The sequence below is a fragment of the Chryseobacterium formosum genome (assembly GCF_026460885.1).
GTDB lineage: Bacteria > Bacteroidota > Bacteroidia > Flavobacteriales > Weeksellaceae > Chryseobacterium > Chryseobacterium formosus.
The window spans coordinates 16,370-40,878 of record NZ_JAOVZW010000009.1; the positions used below are offsets into that span (position 1 = coordinate 16,370).

Genomic DNA, 24,509 nt, shown 5'->3' on the forward strand with positions numbered 1-24,509 from the left:
ACCTTCGGTTCGCAATGACTTACAATTCCGGTGTCTCGGTATCGGACTTTTTAGCGGTACCGCTTCTTCCGAAAAACTGTTTCAAATCGGCATGTTTGGTTTGAAAACCTGCGGCTGAACCTCCTGCTTTATAGCTTGTAAATCCGTAGTCTTCCAATGCTGCCTGATAATTGTCGTAATCGTGAAGCGTTTTGGCATCAACCATTTTTGTTATTAGACTGTTAAGCCTTGAAATCATTCCTTCAAGATTTTTACGGGAGTTGTAATCATTTTCAAATTCCTGCCAATCCATATCAGGTGCGCTGAGATTAGGCTGGTTTTTGTTGTAATCGTAAACTTTGTTTACCAAAAGCTTGTTTTGCTCATTGATACTTCCATAACGTTTGCGGTCTTGTGGAGAAAGATTATAGTTGAAATCTCCAAGAGCCGTTTCAAGAACGGTAATAGCGTCAAGAATTGATGCCAGTTTTGCATTGTCTAAATGCGTGTTGTTTAAATTTGTAATTCCCATCATTTATGATTTAAAATGTTAGTATAAAATCGTTTTGTGTTTATTTAGGTCTGAACTAAAATAATGATTTTTTTTGATATGAAAATGAAGCTTATTGAATTAGTTAGTTTTTTATGTAATTAGATTCGTGAAAGTAAGTTTTATTTATACATTTGAAATATAATGTAAAATCATTACAACATATATGACAACCAAACTCGATTTAAGAGAATCTTTAAACATCACTATTTCTGAAACCTCAACTTCGGAAGAAAAATTTCAAAACCAAACTTTGCGTCCTGTTTTAAAATTGCAGAATGAACTTTATATTTCATTGTTTACAAATTATGCAATCCGTCAAAATGCAGATTTCAATTCTTTAACTTCAGCGAAAAAAAATATATTTATTGAACAAAGTCTGCAGAAAGATTTAGTTTTAAAAAATACTTTTATAGGAATGACGATTGGGATGTTTACTCTGAAAGAAATGGAGATTTATAATTCTGACAACAAAGTTTTTAATAAAAGAATTATTACAATGCTGATTGAACGATTGAAAAATGAAATAATTTTGAAAAGATAAAATATGAGAGCAGGAAAAATTTCCAAATATTTAATGATTGCGGGAAGCTGTATGTTTCCACTATCCATACTAATGTTTATTACCGGTATCTCCATGTTTTCAGCTACTGGAGATTTCCCTCAGTTTATAATTAAATTGTCTGGATTGTGCTTTGCTTTTTGGATGCCCACTTTTATTTTGGGAATACTTTTAGTGATTATTGGTTTAATTTTTAAAAAGCTGAATTTTTAAACAGATTCCTCCTCCGTCGGAATGACAATGGTAAAAAGTGACTTACTCCTTTTATCACTCCAAAGAATTAATATTAAAACTCAAAACACTTTCATTATCTTTACGTTACCAACCACAAAAACCAAAACCATGAAAAATTCAGTTCTTTTATTTTTTGCTTTAGCATTCTTAAGCTTTAGCAATTTTGTATTTGCTCAAAAAATTTCTGACGGCGAAAGTATTGATGTCAACGGGATGAAAGTAACTTTTAATATCACCAATAAAGAAAGTATTGAAGTCGGCGGAAAACCTTTTGATCGTTATAAAGTTTCTGCAACTGTACAGAATAATTCTGAAAAATCTTATAATATCCGTTTAACCTCATCTCCACAAATTGTTACCAATATCGGAATTGTAGAATTGGATTGTATCAACGCAACCGGAGCAAAACTTACATCAAAAAAGATTCAGCTGAAAATGAGAACGCAGATGATAAATGCTACCTATTCTGCTTATGATAAATCGGGAAAGTTTATCACAAATATTTTACCGGTAATTGGAAGTTATTATTTTGATTCAGGAGACACCATTAATGACAATGCGATTTTTATTGTTCCACAAGGTCAAAAGCCCGATGTTACGGTAAGAAGTTTGAGATAATTCGTTTCGGCGGTGGCTTTGCCACCGCCGAAACGAATTATTATAAAACAATTTGAAATTTAAAAATTAGAGTGCAATCAAAATCAAACTCAATCCGAACTCTCAACCTTATCCCAAATTCTTCCACATTGGATTATACTTTAAAATCTCTTGATTTATAGAACAATCTTCGGAATGAGCACCTCTAAGAAATCCAATACTCATTAGAAATTCGTTCACTATTTCTCCGCCTGTAAATTTGAAAGTTTTTTTGAACAACTTCATCCATTCTGCCAGAGTTTTTGGATGATGATGTTCGAGCCATTTTTCAAATGAACCAAATTCTTTTTGTAATTCTATAATGGTTTTTGCGTTTTCTATGGCAGCGTTTACCTTTAATTTATTTCTGATAATTCCTGGATCAGCTAATAATCTTTCACGGTCTTCTTGAGTGTAGGCAGCAACTTTTTTAATATTAAAATTATCATACGCTTTTCTGAAGCCTTCTTCTTTCTTTAAAATCGTTTCCCAGCTTAAACCCGCCTGATTGATTTCCATGATGAGTCTTCCAAACAATTCGTTATCATCATGAATTGGAAATCCGTAGTGATTGTCATGGTAATTTTTATGCAGCTCTTTTCGGCTTTCAGGCTGCATATTTTCGATAACTGAACAATAACTCATTAGAATAATTTTTCTGTTTTGGTTAAAAATTTGTCTAAAGCTTCCTTAATATCAATTCCAGCACGGTCTGCCAAAACAATAAGCCACCAAATATTTTCGCCTAATTTATGCTCAAGCTCTGCGTTTGAATCTTTTTTAGACCAAGTTTTTTCGTAAGACATTATATTTCTTCCTACTAATCCTGCATCGGTAAGATACGCTAAAGCATCCTGTTCTAGAGTCCATTCACCTCCATTTTGCTGAATTTCTATTTCGTGATATTTTTGTCGAATATTGAGTGAGCGTTTTATGATTTCATCAAAATTATTTTGATCCATTTTTCTTTATTTTATCCGATAAAGATAATATAAACTGTTGACAACTGTTTGTCAGGAGAAGTAATTTCTATGTAACAGAAGTTGATTTTAACGCAAAGTCAGACAAAGTTATTTTTAGAATTTAAGGTAGACTAAAGGCACTTAGTTTAAGAAAAAAATACAAAGATTTAAAATTACCAGAATATAATTGAAACCTAAGCAGTTTCTATCTTTTTTAAACTAAAAATTTCTTTTGCATTGAAGACAATTACTGCCAAAAATATAATGGAATATGATACAATCTGTAAACCGCCAAGCGCTTCGTTGTAAACCGCTCCTGCCAAAATAAATGCGATAATAGGATTGATATTGAGAATCATTCCGACTTTTGAGGAAGCAATTCCCGACATTGCGTACAGATTTAAAAGCAACGGAACAATGGTATACATTACCGCAATAATTTCGATATAGAGATAAAAGGTAAATTCTGTAGGAACTTCTCCTGAATACGTAGGAAAAAATGGTAACAAAATCAATGCTGCGAGAATCATGTGGAAATTCAGAACCAAAAATTTATCAAATTTTGAATTGACACTTTGAATAATCAGATAACAAGCATAAGTAGAACCAATCAAACTGCTGTAAACCATATCCAAAAGATTGGAATACGACAGCAAAATACATCCTACCCCACTCAAAAACACAGATAACCATTGCAATTTTGTTAGCTTTTCACGCAGAATAAAAAAAGCTAAAATTGTTGTGATAATCGGACAAACGAGATACGCCACCGAAGTCGCTCTTACACTGATGTGATTCATTACATAAATAAATGAAAACCAGTTTCCCGTGAGTAAAATACTGCTCAGAATATTTAAACCAACAATCTTTTTCTTGCTATTTTGAGGAAGTGTTTTGAAGTATTTTAAATTATCTTTCAGCTTCAATCTTCTGAAAAGTACTGTCACAACAGTCATAATAATCGCACAACTGAAAACTCTGTAAAACAAAATGTCCAAAGAAGCATAAGAATGCAGTGGTTTTAGAACTAAACTAAAAGTTCCCCAAAGCGAAAATGCAGTAATGGCGGCAAGATAATATTTCAGATTCTTCAATTGGAGGTTAGTATTTTTATTGCTTTAAAGTGGCGCAAAGATAATAAAACAAACTGTCGACAAATAATTATCGACAGTTGTTTTAAGAATGTTTTATAAATTATCAATAAAATCTAAATATTGAGGAACACTTTTCTCAATCCACTCAGGAGAGGTATTATACTCCATTCCGTAATACACAAATGGTTTTTGATAATCTGCTTTTATATATTCAAAACTGAGCTCAAAAGGTCTTGTGAATTCAATTATCGTATGTCTGTATTTTCCCTGAGCTCTGAAATCTTCATCATCAACGCCTGCGGATATTGCCAAAGCGATCTTTTTTCCGCCAACTTTATATCCGCTCTTACTTCCATATGCCCAACCATGTAAAAGAACTTCATCAAACCATTTTTTCAACAACGACGGACTGCTAAACCAATAAAATGGAAACTGAAAAACAATTTTATCGTAAGCTTCAACTAATTCCTGTTCTTTTTTTATATCTAATATTTCGTCTGGATAAGCTTTGTACAATTCATGAACAACATACTTTTCTGGAAATTTATTCAACTCTTCCACCCATCTTTTGTTAATTAAAGATTCTTCCATTTTAGGATGAGTTACTATTACTAATGTTTTCATATTTTAAAATTTCTTTTACAAAAATAGTAGGTGTAACTTACATTTCCGATATTAGCAACCAATTGTATGGTACTATAAAAAATGTAAGTAATGACTAAAATAAAGGAAACATCAACCAATTTTGCCAATAAAAAAGCACTCACAGAAGAATGCCCGGAATTGTATGCTTCCAAATTAATTGGCGGACAGTGGTCTCTCGCAATTTGCAGTTATTTGATTAACGGAAAACTGAGATTTGGAGAATTAAGAAAAAGTTTGGGAAATATTACAGAAAGAATGCTCACTCTTCAACTTCGAAGACTTGAAGAAGACAAGATTATCACAAGAACTGTTTACGCAGAAGTTCCACCACGAGTTGAATATGAATTAACAAAAATTGGTTACCAATTAAAACCAGTTATTGAGGAATTGGAAAAATGGGGAATTATGCATAAGGAAAATGTTTAAATTTTAAAAAATATTTAAATGAGACATTTATATTTGATTCTTACTTTATTCATTCCGTGCGGTTTTTTATCAGCACAACAAAATACTGAATATGATAAAATTTTAAAAATAGAAAATCTTAAATTTCATGAAAATGAAATTCGTGTATATAAAAAATATTCAACGACAACAGGATTAGAGCTTTTCAGATTTTATCAAGACGATAAAGAAAATTGGAAAGCAGAATTTTATGAAACAATTGCCACTCAAAATAATAAAAATGAAATTAAAATCAGAACAAGGAAATCAAAATTAAATTCTCTGAAAAATTTTGAAATGGTATGGTTACAAATTTTAGATACTAATGTTATTCATCTTCCAAAATGGGAATTTTTTGAATATAAACTTAAAAAGGTTAATAAAGATTATCAAATTGAAGATGGTGAAATATATTCTTCTATATCAAGTCTTTCTGTACTTGACGGTCGATCTTTTTATGTTAAAATTAAACGAGGAAAAAAGGAAAATCAATTTAATTATTCAAATCCTGAGTCATACTTAGAAAAATATCCTAATGTAGATGAGTTACTCTCTTTTCAAGAACTATTAAATCTAATTAGAAATGAATTTAAAATTTTTAATAAAGAATAAATTTCTCTCTGTTGAAAATATAAACCTCTGAAAAATTCCAGAGGTTTATATTTTTAGTGCATTGCTTCACTCAAATCTATTTTTTCTTTGCTCTTCCGTTCTCGGATGAACAAAATAAACGGAATACAGATTAAAAACGCAACTCCCAAATAAAGGAAAACATCCATATAAGAAAGTACCGTCGCCTGTTTGGTTACAGTCATATCCAAAACTTTATAAGCAGCGTTCATTGCATTATCAGGCGTCATTCCTTTAGCTATGAAACTGGCTTTTAAACTCGCTAATCTTTGTTGAACATCTAAACTGTCACCATCTAAATGGGAAATTAAATTGACCCTGTATTTCTGACTTGCATTGGCAATAAACGTAGTAATTGCCGCAATTCCGAAAGAACCACCAAGCTGTCTCATCATTCCGGTAAAAGCAGCTCCTTGTCCGATTTCCTGACCTTTTAATGTACTTAATGATAAGGAAGTGATTGGAATAAATAATAAACCAAGTCCCATTCCACGTACAATCAGCATCCAGAAAAAGGCATCTTTACTGGTATCCGGAGTAAGAATTTTGTAACCCCAAAAACTGTAAATAAAGAAGATTAATAATCCTAAGGAAACCAAAATCTGTTGTTTAGCTCCTTTCGAAAGTAATCGACCGATAATCGGCATCATGAAAGCAGTCGTTAAAGCTGCCGGAATCATTAATGCTCCGGATTGAAGCGCCGTCCAACCCAAAATACTTTGTGTATATAAAGGAACGATAAACGTAGAACCATACAATCCAAATCCTAAAACAAAGGACATCACGGTTCCTATCCTCAAATTTCCGTTCTTTAAAACCCGCAGTTCTACAATCGGATATTTGTAGGTGAGCTCTCGCCAAAGGAAAAGTACAAATCCTAAAATAGCTGTTGTGGTAAAAGTTACTATCATTCCGCTTTCAAACCAGTCTTCTTCATGACCTCTTTCCAGAATAAACTGTAAAGATCCAACGGTTAATGCCAAAAGCATAATTCCGAGCCAGTCGACATCCAAAGCTTTCCTTTTTTCTGAGAATTTCGGGCTTTTCACAAACTGTAAAGTCATGATTGTTGCCGCAATTCCAATCGGAATATTGATATAAAAAATATACGGCCAACTGTAATTATCAACAATATATCCTCCCAATGGCGGACCTAAAGTAGGACCAATAATTACTCCCAAACCATAAATAGCCTGCGCCATACTTCTCTTTTCAATAGGATAAGATTCGGTAATAATGGTTTGTGAGGTCACTAAAAGTGCTCCACCACCAATTCCCTGACATAATCTGAAAAATACCAATTCCCAAATGTTATCTGCATTTCCGCAGAGAAAAGAAAATATGGTAAATATTACGATCGAAGCGGCAAAATAATTTCTACGCCCAAACTGCTGAGATAACCAACTCGTCATCGGTACAATAATTACGTTACCAATAGCATACGCGGTAATTACCCATCCTACTTCTGAAAGTGTAGAACCGAGATTCCCTTTCATTTCGTTGAGGGCAACGTTTACAATCGTGGAATCCACAATTTCAAGCAAAGCACAAAGAATAGCCGTGATCGTGATGATCACTCTTCGGGCTCCATATTCTACTAATGAATCTTGCATTAATTTATTTGTGTGTTTAAAGAAGGTTGAGGTTAAGATTTAGGTTGAGAAAAAGCTTCGCTAAAACTCAAAATCATTATTCCTCATCTTTAAGAATTATAAAAAGTGAATTGCCAATTACCAATCAACATCGTTGTCAATTTTTACTACTTCATTTCCAATCGATCATCAATCTTCTCCAAAATCCCCATCAATCTTTCTGCATTTAATTCGTCAGCATTCATAATTGACTTTGCTTCAGCAAAATTGACAATTCACTTATTTCAATATTATTTTAAAGCAACTTCTGCTTTCACATTCATTCCTGTTCTTAATCTTTTTGCAATATTTGGATCAAGCTTTACAAAATCGATTTTTATCGGAAGTCTCTGAACTACTTTTACGAAGTTTCCACTTGCATTATCTGGTGGAAGAATAGAGAATGTAGAACCTGTTGCCGGAGAAAACGAACTTACCACTCCTTCAAATTTTGTATCAGGGAAAGCATCAATTTTAATTTCAACTTTTTGTCCTTCCACCATTTTCGCAACCTGAGTTTCTTTGAAATTGGCAATTACCCATTTCTGGTCATTTTTAACCAAGCTAAATAATTGAGAACCCGCCTGTAAAAACTGACCTGCCTGAATAGGAACTTTTCCTACAAAACCATCTTCCGGAGCAACGATAATAGTATAAGAAAGATTTAATCTTGCACTTTCTACATCTACTTCTCTTTGTTTTGCAACTGATCCAGCAACAGAAATTTGTTGAGAACTTGCCTCAGTTTGAGAAGAAGCGATTCCGGTTTGCTGAGCAATTTGGTTTCTTGTTTCTACCAAAACCTGCAATTGTTTATCTGCAGATTGTTTTGCAGCCAAAGCCTGTTCGTATTGCTGTTGAGTGATTGAATGATCTTTTACAAGAATTTCATATCTTTTTAAATCCTGTGCTGTCTTCCAAACATTAACTTTAGCAGCTTCAATTTGAGCATTTGCTGTTGCAACCGCAGCCTGAGAACTGCTGATATTTTTTGAAGTGGCATTCGTAGAAGATTGAGCTGAAGAAATATTACTTTTAGCTGTAGATAAAGCTGCAGTTGCTTGTTCCAAAGCCATTTTTTGATCTTTATTATCTAAAATAACCAAAGTATCGCCTTTTTTTACAAACTGGTTGTCTTTTACTTTCACCTGAGCAACATAACCTGAGATTTTAGAAATAACAGGATTCATGTTGGAAGCGATTTGAGCATCATCTGTTTCTTCATGAAACTGGCCGTAAGTGTAAGATCTGTAACCGAAGATTCCTCCTCCGATTACGATTACTGCTAATATAATTGGGAAAACTAAACTTTTTTTCTTTTTTGGTTCAGCGATTTCCTGAGTGTTATTATTTTCCATTTTGGGTATTGTCTTTTTATTTAATAGTTAGAGTTCCTGTAGTCTGCAAAAGTTTTCTGTATGCTAATGCGGCATCGGCTTTGGCATTTATTACACCAACGTTTGCTGAAATTTGAGCTGCATCGGCATCAAGTAATTCAGTCATCGTTGCAAGACCATTATCGTATTTGTTTTTTGTAATTCTGTAGTTTTCATTTGCTTGCTCTGCAGATTTTTCGAAAACAGCGATTCTCTTTTTAGAATAATCTGAATTTTGATATTCTCTGTTGACATCAAGTTTAATATTGTCATTCAGCAAATCATTTGTTGCTGACAACTGCATTTCTCTTGCCTGAGACTGTTTCAATGCTGAATTTTCTTTCCAAAGGTTTGAAAGATTATAAGAAATTCCTACCCCAACATTCACTGCATTATAGACAGTCAAGAATTTCGGAATATCTGCTGCAACATAACCTCCCGTTAAAGCAATTGACGGAAGATTTTCTGCCTTTGCAGATTTCGTTCCCAATTGAGCTGCTTTTCTTTGTTGGTCTAAAGCCTGTAGATCTTTACGGTTTTCTCTTGCTGCATTCAGATAAAAATCAACAGTTTTTACATCATCAGATTCATCAATATAGTTTTGATCAACTTCGATTTCAGTGGCATCGGGAAGACCTAAAAGCAAATCCATATTGATATTGGCAATATTGTAATTGTTTTTTGCTTCTAAAAGTTGTAATTCAATGTTTGAAGTCTGAAGATTCGCCTTTAAACGGTCGTTTCTTGCGATTACACCATTATTTTCAAGCTTAAGAAAGGTTTCGTCTCTTTTTTGAGAAGCCGTCAAATTTTCTTCCAAAACTTTAATGGATTGATTGGCTTTAAATAAATTATTATAAGCCTGAGCAACGTTATAAGCAATAGCAATTTTGTCATTTTCAGTACTCAGTTTTGACGCTTCTACCAAATATTTTGCAGACTGAATTCCATATTTAATTTTTCCGCCGCTGTATAAAGGAATGCTCAAATTTGCCGAACCAAATGCAACCTGATGAACTTCTGGTCCACCTGCGGAAGATACTCCGGGAAGTTTTAAATCAACAGTCGGTTTAATGGGAAGATACATGTAACTTCCTGAAACCTTCAATTCTGGAAGCTGTCTGTTTTTTGCTTCCAAAAGATCAGCAGTTGCTTCTTCAATTTTGGCAGCATCTATTTTTAAACTTTTACTGTTCTGGATTCCAAGCTGAACCGCCTCATCAAGAGTCAGCTGCTTTTTTTCCTGAGCATGAGTGTACACCATTCCTGCAAAAAGGGATAATGCAATAACTGAGTTATTTATTCTCTTCATAACCTAAAAGGTCTTTTAAAATATGTTTTACGTGTTGTGTTAATTCATTGAAATAAGTTTCCTCAAAAGCTTCTTCAGTTTCATTATTTTGAAGGAATTCTTTGTACATTCCTGTTGCATTTGAAGCATAAAATAGAGTTCCGCTCACAGTAGAATGCAGTAAATAGATAGGAGGGTTTTTAGTAAAAATTCCTTTTTCTAAACCACTTTCAAGAATTTTCGAATACATTGTAAGAAAACCCAATTTGGTTTGCTTAAGAAACTCGACAATCTGAGGATTTTCTGTGTGAAGTTGCTCTCTCTGCATAATTCTGTAAAAACATTTGTGATGCCTTACTCTTCCTGCAAACTGATCAATTATTTTTTCAATTTTTTCCCATTCATTGATATCTGTTCTTTCTACAATATCTTTAGAAAAAAACTGACCTTCATTCATTCTATATTCCACCAATTTCTCGTACAGTTTTTCTTTAGAACCGAAATAATAAGAAATCATTGAAATATTCACGTTTGCAGCTTTAGAAATTTCTCTTGTTGAGGTTCCTTGAAAGCCATTTTCAGCAAAAAGCTTTTCAGCAGCGAATAATATATTTTCTTCTTTTGAAATCATGTATGATAATTTTCGGATGCAAATGTACAATGCTTTTTTGTTGAAATCAAACGTTTGATTGATTTTTTAATTTATTTTTAATTTTCCTTAAAAATGAAGCTAAATTTCTATCAATAAAAAAGCGCTTCCAAACCAATGAAAACACTTATATTTAGCTATAATAAATCGTTCTAAGAATTTTTATGAATATATCTCGATAATTTTATTCCTAAATCTGTCCAAACAATTTTAGGATTTCCGTTTCTTGTTAAATGTAAATCTGCAGTATTAATTTCATCTAAAATACTGATAATATTTGCCCCACTAATGAATTTTGAAAAACCTTCCCAATTGAAACCATTTGCATCAATCTTTTTGTATACCAAATCTTGCGATTGATAATTCTGCAACAAAGCCAATCGGAAAATCTCTGAAGCGTAGTTGAGAAAGTTTTTTTGTTTTTCCCTGTTCCAACCGGCAATTTCTCTTGCCCACAAAATTATGTTCTTCAAAAATTCTGGTTTCTTTTTCACCATAAATGCATCACGAACCCATTGCACAAATAGTTTTTCAAACTCCGGATTTTTCGTTTCTGAATTTAAAAAATTAATAGCTTCGTTAAGATTTCCTTGAGCCTGATGAACAATTTCTCTTACTTTATCAACCGATATTTGAAATTTAGACTGGAGATAAGTTTCAATATCTTCATCATTAATTCTTGGAACTTCAATCAGTTGAGTTCTTGATAAAATTGTAGGTAAAATATCGTCTGTACTTTCGGCAGTAAGAAGAATAATTGTTTTTGCAGGTGGTTCTTCGAGAAATTTCAAAAATTTGTTTGATGCTGCAATATTCATTTTGTCAGCTCTCCAAACAATTAAAATTTTTGTTCCGCCTTCGAAACTTTTCAGGGCAAATTTTTGGTTTTGGTCATCAATTTCGTCTGCCGAAATGAAAAACTGCTTGTTTTCAGATTCCAAATGAGCTGTCCAATCATCAAAACTTGAATATGGCGAACTGATCATCATTTCTCTGAACTGTTCAAACTTATTTTTACTTAAAGAATTTTTATTGTCTGTAAAAACCGGAAAACTGAAATGCAAATCAAGATGATTAAGATGTTCAACTTTCGAAGCAGCGTGTTCATTTTCACCTTTCAAAATTTCTTTTGCATATGCTAAAACCAGCGGCATCGTTCCATAACCCTCTTTTCCGATGAAAAGCTGGGCGTGGCTTACTCTGTTTTCGGCAATACTGTCTTTAAGAACTTTTTTCAGGTTTTCTTGTCCGGCGATGTTTTCCCAATTCATGCTTCAAAGATAAGAATTTTTGAAAGTGATAACGAGTCAAGTGTCAATTTTGCTTCGCAAGTCAATAGTTAATTTCACACCTTTTAAAAATTGACAGCATAGCTAATTCACAATTGACAATTCACCTAATATCTCCCTTAACAAACTTTAACCTCAGTAAATTTTTACAATTCATTAATATTTAAGATATTTGCGCATTATTTTAAAAATCTAGAATGAAAAAAATTTTTGTACTATCATTCATTTCGGTGGGGTATTTCCTAAATGCACAGAGTTTAAGCAACTCACCTTATGCTGCTTATGGAATTGGGGATGTAAAATATGATAATACGATTGAAACCAGCTCAATGGGAGGCATTTCTACTGCATACATCAGTGATTTCAGTAGTAATTTCAATTTCGGAAACCCTGCTAACAATGGCAATTTTGAGCTGACAAGTATCAAACTTGAAGCAACAAACGAAAACAATTACTTCAAAACTGATTATAATAGTACAAAATCTACAAAGCATTCTACCTATTTATCAAATATTTCAATAGCTTTTCCTGTTTCGCCTAAAATAAAAATGGGATTTTTGTATCAACCATACAGCTCAAAGAGTTATGAAATTCTTCATAGCGAAACGATAGCTGATGGAACTGTTTATGGAAATAAATTTACAGGTAGCGGAACTTTAAATACTGCACAAGTTGCATTATCATACAAAATCAATCCTAAATTTTCTGTCGGAGCAAAAGCAAATTACTACTTCGGAAATCTTTATGATCTAAATGAGTTTACAACTTCTACTGCAGATTTGATCAACGGTTACGAGACTAAAAACAGTATTAAAAACTTTAACTTTACCTTAGGTACAAGTTATCAATCGATCAATACAAGTACCGACAAAAAACTTACTATAGGAGCGACTGCTACTTTCGGTAATACAAGTAAAATGACTACTGAATATACAAACAGTACTTATTATTACACAGACGTTGACATAAAATCTACTCCTACAGTTATTGAAAATAAAAAAAACAATTCTAATAACCTTATTCCACTTCAGGCTTCTGTCGGAGTTGGATACGGAAGTGAAAATGAATGGTTTGTTTCAGGGCAGATTGATTATAAAAAGGGAGAATCGATAAGTTATTTCGGTAATACGTTCGACTACAAAGATTCTTACCGTGTTTCTGCCGGAGGATGGTATTTACCAAACTATAACAACTTTAGAAGTTATTTTTCAAGAGTAGTTTACCGTTATGGTGCTTTCTATGAAAAAGGAAATATCGAACTTTATGGTAACAGCATCAATAAATTTGGTGTTTCTGCCGGAGTTATGTTACCGTTTAAAAACAGCGGTATAGGAAGAATGAGCGGTCTTGAGATTGGTGTAGAAGTTGGGAAAAGAGGAACTCTGAAAGACAATCTAATCAACCAGAATTTTGTCAACGTAAAAGTTGGTTTCAATTTTGCTGACAGATGGTTTAGAAAACAGCTTTACAATTAATAATGAATTTTATTTCACATAAATTTAAAAATATAGCATACCTTTTTAGTTGTGCTATATTTTTTATATTCACATCTTGCGAAGAAGATCTTACCAAGCTAAACGGTAATGAAAACAAAAATTTTCCTTCGAGAATTATTTATGATGCTAAAATTGTTCAGAGAGATTCAGGTTTTATTACTTTAAAAGCGACAGCTCCGATTATTGAAACGTATGAATTGATTGACAGTCCTTATACTGTTGCCAAAAAGGGAATGAAAATAGAATTTTTCGACAAGAAAAAACCTAAAAATCCCGGAAATATCACTGCTAAATTTGCTAAAATTTATGATTACAAAAAATTTTACGAAGCAAGAGGCGATGTGAAAATTCTTACAAGTGACGGACAGAGATTTGCGACTCAAAGTGTTTTTTGGGATCAGGCTAAGAAAAGAATTTATACAAGAGACACTGTTTATGCAACGATGGAAGACGGTTCTACTCTAGTTCATGCAAACGGAATGACAGCAAAAGACGATTTCTCAGAATACAAATTTTTCAACAATTCTGGAGATCTTGATGTAAGTAAAGCTAAAATAGCTCAACCTAAAGCTCAATAGATCATGGTTTTTAAAGCGATAGGATTGATGTCCGGAACCAGTTTGGACGGTTTAGATATCTGTTTTGCTCAGTTTTGGAAAGAAAATTTTCAATGGAAATTTAAAATCGTTCAGGCTGAAACTGTTTCTTATGCTAAAGCCTTAGAAGATCAACTTAGAAATTCAATTCATTTATCATCACAAGATTTATTAGCTTTAAACTCCGAATATGGCTTTTATTTAGGTCAGATTACTCAAGATTTCATTCAAAAAAACCAGTTATCAGAAATTGATTTGATTGCTTCACACGGTCACACTATTTTTCATCAACCTCAAAGGAAATTTACACTTCAAATTGGTGACGGAAGAGCGATAAAAGCAGAAACTCAAATTCCTGTCGTTTACGATTTTCGTTCTCAGGATGTTTTATTAGGTGGAAACGGAGCTCCTTTGGTTCCGATTGGTGACGAATTATTATTTTCCGATTACGATGCTTGCTTAAATTTAGGTGGATTTTCTAATATTTCATTTAAAACCAATCATCAGAGAATTGCATTTGATATTGCTCCAGTAAATATTGTCCTGAATAAATTAGCTTTAAATTTCAATCAGAATTATGATGAAAACGGTAATTTAGCGAGAAAAGGAAAGATCAATCAAGAGTTATTACAAAAGCTAAATTCTTTGGAATTTTACAATCAATCTCATCCAAAATCTTTAGGAATTGAATGGTGTAATGAAAATATTTTCTCTTTATTTTTAAATATTGAAGATTTAGATATTTTAGCAACATTTACAGAACACGTTGCTGAACAAATTTCAAAAGTTTTTAATAACAATAATTTAAAGAAAGTCCTTTTTACAGGAGGCGGAACTTATAATCAGTTTCTTATTGAAAAGATTAAAAGTAAAACCCAATCGGAAATCATCATTCCTGAAAAGGAAATTATTGATTTCAAAGAAGCCTTGATTTTTGCTTTTATGGGAGTTTTAAGATGGAATAACGAAATCAATGTTCTCGCTTCTGCAACTGGAAGTTCACATAATCACAGTTCTGGAATTATCGCATAAAAAAACCTCCATTTCTGAAGGTTTTTCTTTATTTGTAAGCTTCGATCTTATCTGTCAAAGTGTTGATGAAATTCTGAAGTGGCTTTTCTACCATCATTTTAATGAAAGGATTAAATTTTCCTTCAAAAAGCATCTGAACTTCCGTTTGATTTTCGTTTAACGGATTCAAAGTTGCAGTCAAGGCAAAATCTAAACTTGAACTAGCCGATTTTAAAACTGCTTTCTCTTCTGTAACTTCATCAATTTTCAATGCAATTTCCGGCATTCCTTGAAGTCCGAATTTGAAGCCATCTTCTCTGGTTTCAAACTTCTGAAGACCATCCGGCATAAAATTTTTATAATTTTCAGGCGATTTCAGCAACTCAGATAAATCTTTAGATGATTTATTGACAATAATTTTTCGTCCTTCTAAATTCATTTTTTATTTTTGTATTTAAATTACTACAAATGTATAAAGTTTTTGTGAACGAAAAAAAATTATTGATATCTAAGAAGCCGGAAAACTTAGAGAAAACCTTAAATTACGAAAGTTTCACAACTTTAGAAATCGCTCTCGATCTTCTTCAGAATACGTCGACTTCTGAACTGAACGTTTATGGCGAACAGATTGAAATCATTTGGGAAGAATTTAAAAAACTATTCAGAATCATTGAAGCAGCGGGAGGAATTGTATTGAGACCAAATGGAGATACACTTTTCATCAAAAGATTAGGAAAATGGGATCTTCCTAAAGGTAAAATGGAAAAAGGTGAATCTCGCGAAGAGTCTGCTGTAAGAGAAATTGAGGAAGAAACAAATTTAATGAATGTAGAACTTCGAGATTTCATCAACACCACCTATCATATTTATATTGAAAGAAATGGTGACCGTGTTTTGAAACACACACACTGGTTTGAAATGTTTTTTGATGGTGAAGATACTTCAAAACCTCAATTGGAAGAAGGAATCACAGAAGTTGCCTGGAAAAACACCACTCAGATTGAGAATGAAGTTTTCCCAAGTACTTTCCAGAATATAAAGTTGATTATCAATGAATTTTGGGATTCGAAATCTAAATAAAATCAATTGCTTTTTCGAGAGAAATTCCGCGCGACGCTTTAAGGAGAATATTTTCTGACTCAATTTTATTCTCTTTTAAATATTGAGTCAATTCTTCTGTGCTATCAAAAGCTTTAGAATCTGAATTAACGTTTTTAAATTGTTTTCCAACGGTAATAATTTCATTAAAACCCAAGTTTTGAGCCAGATTAAGAATGTTTTGGTGTTCTGTCTCACTCTCATCACCTAATTCCAGCATATCGCCGATAATGATTGTTTTTGAACCTTCAAACGTGATAAAATTATGCAGCGAAGCAAACATTGAGCTCGGATTGGCATTGTAAGTATCTAAAACCAGAGTTTTATTATCTTTTTTAACAATCTGGGATCTCATATTTGTTGGCGTATAGGATTCTAGAGCAGATTTAATTTGGCTAAAATCTATCCCGAAATGAAGTCCAAAACTTGCTGCAGCACAAAGATTCGTAAAATTGTAATCGCCTGTAAGTTTTGATAAAGCATTTTGATCTTTGTATTTTAAACCTACAAAGTGTTCTTCAGAAAATGGTTCGAAATAATAATCAGAATTTGTTTTTCCAAAAGTTATTTTTGATTGATAATCCTGTATTTTTTCTAATTGAATAGGGTCATTTTCATTCACTAGAACGGTTTGATTTTCATTTTTAAGATAATCATACAATTCAGATTTGCCTTTAATAACACCTTCAAAACCACCAAAACCTTCTAAATGGGCTTTACCGAAATTAGTAATATAACCGAAATTTGGTTTAGCAATATTACAAAGCATTTCAATTTCTTTTTGATGATTGGCTCCCATTTCGATTACTGCCATTTCATGTTCAGATTTTATTGAAAGCAAAGTCAATGGAACACCGATGTGATTATTCAAATTTCCAAAAGTGTACTGAACATTATATTTCTGTGAAAGTACAGCATGAATAAGCTCTTTCGTCGTAGTTTTCCCATTACTTCCTGTAAGACCAATGACAGGAATATTTAATAGGTTTCTATGATGAATAGACAACTTCTGTAAAAATTCTAAAGTTGATGAAACATAGAAAATATTCTTGTCTGAATTTTCAAATTCTTTATTTTCAACAATTACAGCAAGTGTACCTTGGTCAACAGCTTTTTCAGCTAAAGTTGCAGCATCAAAATTATCCCCTGAAAAAGCAAAGAAAATATCATTCTTTTCAATTTTTCTGCTGTCAATTGTTACTTTATTAGCTTTTAAAAAAAATTGATAAAACTGTTCTGTAGTCATTGGTAAATTTAGATTTTAAATAAAATTTCTAAGTTCAAAAATAAAAAAACCTCCCGAAAATACGAGAGGTTTTTTATAAGTATTTTGATAAATATTATCTTCTTGTTCTAGCTTTGTCGTTCACTCTAGCATCTTGTGCTACACGGAAACCGATCCAACCATAACCAGATGCCTGATTTTTGTATCTTCTCTGTCCCGGATCCAACCAATATGCTGAATCTTGCCAAGAACCACCTTTCACAACTCTAATATCATTAGAAATAGCTGAAGTTCTGTCTTTAGTATCCTTCTGCAATACTACTCTACCATTTGAATTAACGATAAATTTCGTAGTAGGAGAATTATACATATCATAAGATGCTGCAGAATCACTTGCATTTCTATAGTTCAGTGAAGATTGTCTGTCACCATCCATATAATTTCTGTAATCTGCAATAGTTTCTCTCTCAAACTGACCTGGTAAGTTTTTGTAAACTAATCTTCCGTCTGCTAAAGTATCATATTTCATGTTACCTTCTTCTATCATTTTGTAAGTTCCGTCACCGTTTCTTACGATAGCTTGAGGCATATTTCCTCTGTAGTAATTAAAATCACTTCCAGATTCATCGATGATAGGTCTGTAAACATCTGCAGTCCATTCTGCAACGTTTCCAAACATACCGTAAATACCAATGTTATTAGAAGGGAATTGTCTAACGTCTGCTGTTTGAGCAGCACCATCATTTTTCCAACCTGCAGGTCCAGAATAATCTCCTCTTCCTTGCTTGAAGTTTTCAAGAATCATTCCTCTGTTTTTACCTTTAGTACCTCTAAGAAGATCTACCTGTGGTTTTTTCTCTAAGTAACTGTTGTACTCTCTGTTTTTTTCCATTCCAAGAGCAGCAAATTCCCATTCAACTTCTGAAGGAAGTCTGAATTTCGTAACCATTGCTGCATTAGGAGCTCTGTTTGCTGCCTGAAGTCTTTGGTTGGTAGTTTTCATACCATTCTTCTGCATCATTCTTTGCTCGTTGATGTAACCTTGCATTTCAGGATCATTCGATCTGAATTTATCCATATTAAATGCAGTTCCACCTTGGTTATTAGATTCGTTGATATACAAATCTTTTGCAATAATACCTGCTTGCATCAAAGCTTTTTCGTTTGCTCTGTCTGTCAACCATTCGCAATATCTGTTTGCTTGAGTCCAAGAAACTCCTACTACCGGATAATAATCATAGTTCTGATCTCTGAAATACGTTTCATTAAGATCATTTCTAGATAATTTATTATCCCATAATAAAGTATCCGGCAAAGCACCGTTGTAAATTTCTTTATAACTAGGATCACTTGGTGGGAATACATACTTCAACCATGTAAGGTATTCGCGGTATTCGTAGTTAGTAATCTCAGTTTCACCGATAAAGAACGAACTTACCTGCATTCTGCGAGGCGAGTTATTCCAATCGTGCATTACATCATCTTTCACTAATCCCATTGTAAAAGTTCCTCCCTCAACATATACCATCCCCGGCCAACCTTTTTGTTTCTGCTGCTTTCCTGCAAAAAACCAACCCTGTTTTTCGTTTGGTTTCCAACCTGTCTTGCTGACAAACTTTTTAGTACCGCCGCCTCCGGAAGTCCCTGAACCACCACAACTGGTTAATGCAAGTGTAGAACTCAATGCTATTAATGAAAACAACTTTAGTTTTTTCATAGTCGATATAAATATTATTCAAAGTACAAAGAAAAAATAAATTATTCAATAAATCAAGTAAAGATTTGATTTTTTTGAAAATTCTTAACAAATTAATTTTATGGTATGACAATTTAATTATAAAATTTTCATTTATTTTGTAATTTAGAAATTTCAAACATAAACATGAGACTAAAAATCACTCTATTATCTATATTTGCTTTTGTATCAACGGCTTGGGCTCAAAGAGTATCCATAAATTGGGAAGGAGCTAAAATTCAAGATTATGGTGATATTAAAAAAAATCTTCCAAATTTTACAAACGAAGGTTTTTCTTATAATCAGGATAACATTTTCATCGTCAATAAGCAAAAAACTGGAGAAAGACAGCTTCAGGTATCAAATCTTGTTTGGGAAAGCATTTCTGCAAAAGATTTATATGAATTAGATCCTAATTTCATTCAAGATCGTGACATTTCAGATATTGACTATTATTATCTTGATGGACAACGATATGCAACTGTACGCGTTGGATTATTTAAAAATATTAAAGGGAAGATACAAAGATTATCTTCATTTAATGTCTCAGAAAGTAATGCACCAATGCCAATGAACGCAAGTAAAGTTGGTACTACTCAGAATCCTTTATCAAGCGGAGGTTTTTATAAAATTAAAGTTGATAAATCTGGGGTTTTCAAAATTACTTCTCAATTTCTGAGAGACAATGGGATGAATCCTGCCAATATTAATCCTAAAAACTTCAGAATTTACGGAAACGGAGGAATCATGCTTCCTGAATTTAATCAAGATGTAAAGTACAGTGCATTGCAAGAAAATGCAATTCAAGTAGTTGGAGAAGACGATGGAGTTTGGAATGATGGTGATTATGCTCTTTTTTATGCTCAAGGACCTAATGGATATAATTTATATAATACTGCTAATGGAAATGGTATTAAAAGAAAAGAATTCAGAAATGACGACAGTGAGAATTTAAAAAATATTTACGAAGATTTTTCTTATTATTATATCAATTTTGACAAAGGGGCAGGAAAAAGAGTTCTCCCTGTTGATTTAAATTTACCCGCCTCTGCACCAATAACAAAGTTTGATAATTATCAAGTCGTTAATAATGATCAAAGAAATTTATTAAAAGTAGGAAGAGTTTGGGTTGAAGATCAAGGTTTCACAACAGATAAAGCGGTTACTTTTAATTTAAATTCACCGATTCAAGCAGGTGATATTGTAAAATACAGAACTCAAGTTATTGGATGGAGAGCACAGCAGAACAGCATTAATTTCAATATTAACAGCCAGAATCCTTCACCTCAATCAGTTCCTCAAAACCCGCCAAATTACTCAAATGATTTTTATCCGTTAACCTATTTGGGGACAACAACTGCAATTTCCGGAAACCAAATTACAATCAATTATTCTCCCAATATTGCAACTAATCCTAATGGGGCTTTTTATCTTGATTATGCTGAGGTACAATATAGAGAGGATTTGAGATTCAATGGTTCTCAAATGAATTTCAGAGATTTTTCTTTAACTACAGGTACGAATACCAATTATGGATTTAGTATTTCCAATACAGGAAATATGGAGCAGGTTTGGGATGTCACAGATATAACAAATGCCAACAGAAGAGTAAATAAAGCTACCGGAAGTGGAAATTTTAATTTTGCTTATACAACTTCGGATGTTAATTTTAATAATGAATTTGTTGCTTTTAGAGCGGATGCTGCTTTTTCCCCACAATTTGTTGGAAGAATTGCTAATCAAAATCTTTCAGCATTACAAAATGTAGATTATTTGATTATCACAACTCCTGAAATGATGGCACAAGCTCAGCGAATTGCTAACTATCATCAAACAAGAAATAATTTTAATGTTCAGATTGTTGATGCAGATAAAATTTACAATGAATTTGGAAGTGGTAGTAGAGATCTTACTGCATTAAGAGATTTTATAACAAAATTAAACACGCCATTAGGAAGTTTAAAATATGTTTTTATACTTGGTGACGCTTCTTATGATTATAAAAATAGAATTTCAAATAATTCAAATGTAGTTTCAAGTTATCAAAGTGAATCTTCAAGAGATTTCGAAGGTTCTTTTGTTACTGATGATTATATTGTAATGACAAAACCTCAGACTTCACCATCACTATCAATCAACCTTCCCGATTTACCAATAGGGCGGCTTCCTGCAGCTAATCCAACTGAAGCGGCTAATATGGTCGACAAAACTTTGGCATATTATAATGCTCTTTCAGGGCAATCATCTCCTTTTGGAGAATGGAGAATGAAATTGGATTTTGTAGTAGATGATGATAATGACAACACCCTACCTTTCCATACTACAATGAATAATACATTGGCAAGTACATTTGAAATACCTTCAGTAAATACTCTAAAAGAATATAATGTAAGAAAATTGTATTTAGATGCTTTTCAAGCGCAAAGCACAGCGGGAGGACAAAGATATCCGCAAGTGAATCAAGCAATTTCAAACGATATTGGCAATAGTCTTTATTTATTTTATTTCGGACATGGAGGTATTAATGGTTGGGCTCAAGAAAGAGTTTTAACGACAGATGAAATTCAAAACTCAAACAATTTTTCTTCTGTTTACAGTAGATTTCCTTTCGTATCAACAATTACCTGTGAATTTACACTTTGGGATGAGCCAGCTACTTTTTCTGCAGGTGAACAGTTTATCAAGCTTAAACAGGGAGGTCCTGCTTCAATGATTACTTCCAGTCGTGCAGTTAATGTAGATTACGGTGAGCAATTCACTGATTTTTTTACTAAAGAAATGTTTAAAATGGTTGGTGATGATTTCCAGACTACTGGGAATGCCCATCTTAATGCAAAAAAACAATACTCAGGAAACGCTAATCATTTAAAAGTAAATGTTTTAGGTGATCCTGCAATGAAATTGAGCAGACCTCAAAGATTATTAGTAATTGACGATATAGAAACTCCGGTTCCGGGATTGATAAGAGGTTTGGATTTTGTAAAAGTGAAAGGACACATTAATAATACAAACGGAACAGTTAATACAACATTCAACGGTAGAGTTGTAATCAATATTTTTGATAAAAGATTAAATAAAACAACATTAAATAATGATGGAAATCTTACTCCGCAATTACAATATACTGAAGAAGGAAGTGCCATTGTAAAAGCTTCTGGAACTGCAGTGAATGGAGTATTTACCATTGAATTTTATGTTCCAAAAGATATTAATTATGCAGTAGGAGAAGGAAGATTACTGGGGTATGCCGATAATAAATCTTTTGACGTATTCAATAATCAAACTGTACAAGTAGGCGATCTTAATCCTAACGGAATTAATGATAACGAACCGCCAAAAGTAAAATTATACATGAACAACACCAATTTTGCTAATGGAGGAATTACCAATCAAAGCCCAATGCTTTTAGCTTGTTTAACAGATGATACAGGAATAAATTCTACAGGTTCTGGTATTGGTCACGATATTACAGTATATTTGGACGGACAAATTATTAATACTGTAGTTTTAAATGATTTCTTTGCTTCAGGTGAAGGAAACGGATGTCTTAATCCTTCGTTAGCAGATTATCAAAAAGGAAATGTAACGTATCCTTTTAGAAATTTAGCATTGGGACAACATCAGTTAACATTTAAAGTTTGGGATATCAACAATAATTCGACAACTGAAACGTTAAACTTTGAAGTTAAAGATGAAGCAGATCAACACTTGATAATAAACAGACCGTTGAACTGGCCAAACCCTTTTACCAACAAAACTTACGTTCAATTTGAACATAATTGTGATGATATTTTAGATGTAAACGTTCAAATTTATACAATTACAGGAAAATTAGTAAGAACTTTAACAAATGTTGTAGTTGCAGAACCGTTCCTACAGGGCTTTAGAACGCCACGTCAAGCAATTGAATGGGACGGAAAAGACGATTTTGGTGATACAGTAGCAAAAGGTACGTATATTTTTAAGATATTTGCAAAAAGTCAAAATCAAGAAAAATGCAAAGGAAGTGCTACAGCTGTAGAAAAAATGGTACTTTTGAAGTAAATAAATAATTAATTAAGAATATCAATAAAAAACTGATAATATATAAAAGACAACATATGAATTTAACTACTAAACTGCTTTTAGGGATTGGTTTGAGTGCTGGTTTTTTAGGCTATGCACAAGATTTGAGTCAGGTAAGACCTGTTTTAACCGGAGCTCCATTCCTTAGAATCGCACCAGATGCAAGATCAGGAGGTATGGGAGATCAGGGTGTGGTAACTTCACCGGATGCTTTTTCACAATTCTGGAATGCGGCAAAATATCCTTTTAGCAGAACCAGCTCTTCTGTTGGTTTGAACTATACTCCATATATGGGGAAACTTACCAATGATGTATTTTTATTGTACGGTGCTTTCCATAAATTCTTAGGTCAGGAAGAGAGATCTACAATTTCAGCAAGTATCTATTACTTCAATATGGGGGAAGTAGATCTTACGCAGTTGGTAGGAAATGACGTTACTTCTATGGGTACTTCAAAGCCAAACGAAATGTCAATCGACGTTGCTTATGGTTTGAAATTATCTGATTCTTATTCAATGGCTGTAACAGGTAGATTTATCCGTTCAGACTTAGCCGGAGGATTCAACACAGATACTACTTTGAAGCCGGCAAATACTTTTGCAGTAGATGTATCAGCTTATTATACTTCACCGAAATTCTCTAGTTTTGGAGGTATGGACGGAAAATTAAATGCCGGAGCTGTAATTTCAAACCTTGGTCCGAAATTAGACTATACAGGAGATGAAGCTTCAAGATCATATCTTCCAACTATGGCAAGATTAGGTATCGGTTATGATATGTTTCTTGATGATATGAATAAAGTGGGTATTTCTTTTGAAGGATCTAAAATTTTAGTTCCGGGATCAGAATTTATTGGTAATGATCCGAACACAAGACAGCCTATTTATGCTGTTCCGAATGTTGGTGTAATGGAAGGAATCAGTAAATCTTTCAAAAATCCTAATTCTATTATGATGAGTGGTGCTTTGGAATATTCTTATGACAATGCATTTGCTGTAAGAGGTGGTTATTTCCACGAAAGTGAAGAGCAAGGAGCGAGACAGTTTGCAACTGCAGGTATTGGTTTAAAATACCGTTCTTTCGGGTTGGATATTTCTTACCTAATCAATATGTCTAAAATTAATACTGCTTTGGATAACACTCTTCGTTTCGGTCTTACTTGGAACATTGGTGAAGAAACTTCAAATGTAGATTATTAAGAAAACATACTATAAAAGTTTTGAAAAGTCTCATTTTATGAGACTTTTTTTGTTTTAATAATTTTCAAACATATTAATGAACGTTTTTAATATAATATTTAAATAAAAATTC

At 32.9% G+C, this 24,509-nt stretch carries 24 protein-coding genes; 11 read left to right on the top strand and 13 right to left on the bottom strand.

Translation table 11 applies throughout. The annotated features are described in order from the left end of the window. Window positions 1-19: 19 nt before the first annotated feature. Entirely contained in the window at window positions 20-514 is a 495-nt protein-coding gene (locus tag OF897_RS08515) for a hypothetical protein (RefSeq protein ID WP_323809036.1), read from the bottom strand. Window positions 515-695: 181 nt separating this feature from the next. Between OF897_RS08515 and OF897_RS08520 the strand changes: the two genes are divergently transcribed. From OF897_RS08520 to OF897_RS08530, 3 genes are all read left to right on the top strand, one after another. Then, the gene (locus tag OF897_RS08520) at window positions 696-1,073 is read left to right on the top strand and encodes a glyoxalase (RefSeq protein ID WP_267265273.1); all 378 of its coding nucleotides are present in this window, start codon (window positions 696-698) and stop codon (window positions 1,071-1,073) included. Window positions 1,074-1,076: 3 nt separating this feature from the next. Beyond that, on the top strand, window positions 1,077-1,304 hold the full coding sequence (locus OF897_RS08525; RefSeq protein WP_267265274.1) for a hypothetical protein: 228 nt from the start codon (window positions 1,077-1,079) through the stop codon (window positions 1,302-1,304). 129 nt (window positions 1,305-1,433) lie between these two features. Further along, window positions 1,434-1,943 (top strand): hypothetical protein, encoded by a 510-nt coding sequence (locus OF897_RS08530; RefSeq protein ID WP_267265275.1) that lies wholly within the window; start codon window positions 1,434-1,436, stop codon window positions 1,941-1,943. 108 nt (window positions 1,944-2,051) lie between these two features. Here OF897_RS08530 and OF897_RS08535 read toward each other — a convergent pair whose 3' ends face one another. The 4 genes from OF897_RS08535 to OF897_RS08550 all read right to left on the bottom strand — a co-directional run bounded on the left by OF897_RS08535 (window position 2,052) and on the right by OF897_RS08550 (window position 4,641). Then, on the bottom strand, window positions 2,052-2,606 hold the full coding sequence (locus OF897_RS08535) for a DNA-3-methyladenine glycosylase I (RefSeq protein WP_267265276.1): 555 nt from the start codon (window positions 2,604-2,606) through the stop codon (window positions 2,052-2,054). Beyond that, window positions 2,606-2,923 carry a nucleoside triphosphate pyrophosphohydrolase family protein gene (locus OF897_RS08540; protein ID WP_267265277.1) on the bottom strand — a complete coding sequence of 106 codons (318 nt, stop codon included), beginning with the start codon at window positions 2,921-2,923 and terminating at the stop codon, window positions 2,606-2,608. The genes OF897_RS08535 and OF897_RS08540 overlap by 1 nt, the downstream gene beginning before the upstream one ends. Window positions 2,924-3,117: 194 nt before the next feature. Beyond that, window positions 3,118-4,017, bottom strand: coding sequence for an EamA family transporter (locus OF897_RS08545; RefSeq protein ID WP_267265278.1), 900 nt, complete (start codon window positions 4,015-4,017; stop codon window positions 3,118-3,120). 93 nt (window positions 4,018-4,110) lie between these two features. Then, the gene (locus tag OF897_RS08550; RefSeq protein WP_267265279.1) at window positions 4,111-4,641 is read right to left on the bottom strand and encodes an NAD(P)H-dependent oxidoreductase; all 531 of its coding nucleotides are present in this window, start codon (window positions 4,639-4,641) and stop codon (window positions 4,111-4,113) included. A 90-nt stretch (window positions 4,642-4,731) separates the two neighbouring features. Between OF897_RS08550 and OF897_RS08555 the strand changes: the two genes are divergently transcribed. Together OF897_RS08555 and OF897_RS08560 are read left to right on the top strand one after the other, a co-directional pair. Next, window positions 4,732-5,088, top strand: coding sequence for a winged helix-turn-helix transcriptional regulator (locus OF897_RS08555; protein WP_267265280.1), 357 nt, complete (start codon window positions 4,732-4,734; stop codon window positions 5,086-5,088). An 18-nt stretch (window positions 5,089-5,106) separates the two neighbouring features. After that, window positions 5,107-5,718, top strand: coding sequence for a hypothetical protein (locus tag OF897_RS08560; protein ID WP_267265281.1), 612 nt, complete (start codon window positions 5,107-5,109; stop codon window positions 5,716-5,718). A 53-nt stretch (window positions 5,719-5,771) separates the two neighbouring features. On the opposite strand, the gene OF897_RS08565 is transcribed toward OF897_RS08560, so the two are convergent. The 5 genes from OF897_RS08565 to OF897_RS08585 form a co-directional block, all read right to left on the bottom strand. Then, complete coding sequence (locus OF897_RS08565) at window positions 5,772-7,349, bottom strand: DHA2 family efflux MFS transporter permease subunit (protein WP_267265282.1); 1,578 nt, start codon at window positions 7,347-7,349, stop codon at window positions 5,772-5,774. Window positions 7,350-7,618: 269 nt separating this feature from the next. After that, complete coding sequence (locus OF897_RS08570; protein WP_267265283.1) at window positions 7,619-8,725, bottom strand: HlyD family secretion protein; 1,107 nt, start codon at window positions 8,723-8,725, stop codon at window positions 7,619-7,621. 16 nt (window positions 8,726-8,741) lie between these two features. After that, window positions 8,742-10,055 (bottom strand): TolC family protein, encoded by a 1,314-nt coding sequence (locus tag OF897_RS08575; RefSeq protein WP_267265284.1) that lies wholly within the window; start codon window positions 10,053-10,055, stop codon window positions 8,742-8,744. Beyond that, window positions 10,039-10,665 carry a TetR/AcrR family transcriptional regulator gene (locus OF897_RS08580; RefSeq protein ID WP_267265285.1) on the bottom strand — a complete coding sequence of 209 codons (627 nt, stop codon included), beginning with the start codon at window positions 10,663-10,665 and terminating at the stop codon, window positions 10,039-10,041. The genes OF897_RS08575 and OF897_RS08580 overlap by 17 nt, the downstream gene beginning before the upstream one ends. A gap of 170 nt (window positions 10,666-10,835) precedes the next feature. Next, window positions 10,836-11,954, bottom strand: coding sequence for a DNA polymerase III subunit (locus OF897_RS08585; protein WP_267265286.1), 1,119 nt, complete (start codon window positions 11,952-11,954; stop codon window positions 10,836-10,838). A gap of 215 nt (window positions 11,955-12,169) precedes the next feature. Between OF897_RS08585 and OF897_RS08590 the strand changes: the two genes are divergently transcribed. From OF897_RS08590 to OF897_RS08600, 3 genes are read left to right on the top strand one after another with little or no spacing between them, the layout of a single operon-like run. Beyond that, complete coding sequence (locus OF897_RS08590) at window positions 12,170-13,447, top strand: hypothetical protein (RefSeq protein WP_267265287.1); 1,278 nt, start codon at window positions 12,170-12,172, stop codon at window positions 13,445-13,447. 2 nt (window positions 13,448-13,449) lie between these two features. Further along, window positions 13,450-14,046, top strand: coding sequence for an LPS export ABC transporter periplasmic protein LptC (lptC, locus tag OF897_RS08595; RefSeq protein ID WP_267265288.1), 597 nt, complete (start codon window positions 13,450-13,452; stop codon window positions 14,044-14,046). A 3-nt stretch (window positions 14,047-14,049) separates the two neighbouring features. After that, window positions 14,050-15,096 (top strand): anhydro-N-acetylmuramic acid kinase, encoded by a 1,047-nt coding sequence (locus OF897_RS08600; RefSeq protein ID WP_267265289.1) that lies wholly within the window; start codon window positions 14,050-14,052, stop codon window positions 15,094-15,096. A 28-nt stretch (window positions 15,097-15,124) separates the two neighbouring features. On the opposite strand, the gene OF897_RS08605 is transcribed toward OF897_RS08600, so the two are convergent. Beyond that, window positions 15,125-15,514, bottom strand: a complete 390-nt coding sequence (locus OF897_RS08605; protein ID WP_267265290.1) for an SRPBCC family protein — start codon at window positions 15,512-15,514, stop codon at window positions 15,125-15,127. 29 nt (window positions 15,515-15,543) lie between these two features. On the opposite strand from OF897_RS08605, the gene OF897_RS08610 reads away from it, so the two are divergent. Continuing rightward, the gene (locus OF897_RS08610) at window positions 15,544-16,155 is read left to right on the top strand and encodes an NUDIX hydrolase (protein ID WP_267265291.1); all 612 of its coding nucleotides are present in this window, start codon (window positions 15,544-15,546) and stop codon (window positions 16,153-16,155) included. Here the strand turns inward: OF897_RS08610 and OF897_RS08615 are convergent. Further along, window positions 16,148-17,419: a UDP-N-acetylmuramoyl-tripeptide--D-alanyl-D-alanine ligase gene (locus tag OF897_RS08615; protein WP_267265292.1), complete on the bottom strand. Its 1,272-nt coding sequence runs from the start codon at window positions 17,417-17,419 to the stop codon at window positions 16,148-16,150. The genes OF897_RS08610 and OF897_RS08615 overlap by 8 nt on opposite strands. 94 nt (window positions 17,420-17,513) lie before the next feature. Continuing rightward, window positions 17,514-19,115 carry a gliding motility lipoprotein GldJ gene (gene gldJ / locus OF897_RS08620; RefSeq protein WP_267265293.1) on the bottom strand — a complete coding sequence of 534 codons (1,602 nt, stop codon included), beginning with the start codon at window positions 19,113-19,115 and terminating at the stop codon, window positions 17,514-17,516. A 165-nt stretch (window positions 19,116-19,280) separates the two neighbouring features. On the opposite strand from gldJ, the gene porU reads away from it, so the two are divergent. Beyond that, a complete protein-coding gene (porU, locus tag OF897_RS08625) occupies window positions 19,281-23,177 on the top strand; it encodes a type IX secretion system sortase PorU (RefSeq protein WP_267265294.1) in 3,897 nt (1,298 codons plus the stop codon). A gap of 56 nt (window positions 23,178-23,233) precedes the next feature. Further along, window positions 23,234-24,397 carry a type IX secretion system outer membrane channel protein PorV gene (gene porV, locus OF897_RS08630; protein WP_267265295.1) on the top strand — a complete coding sequence of 388 codons (1,164 nt, stop codon included), beginning with the start codon at window positions 23,234-23,236 and terminating at the stop codon, window positions 24,395-24,397. The last annotated feature ends 112 nt before the right edge of the window (window positions 24,398-24,509 follow it).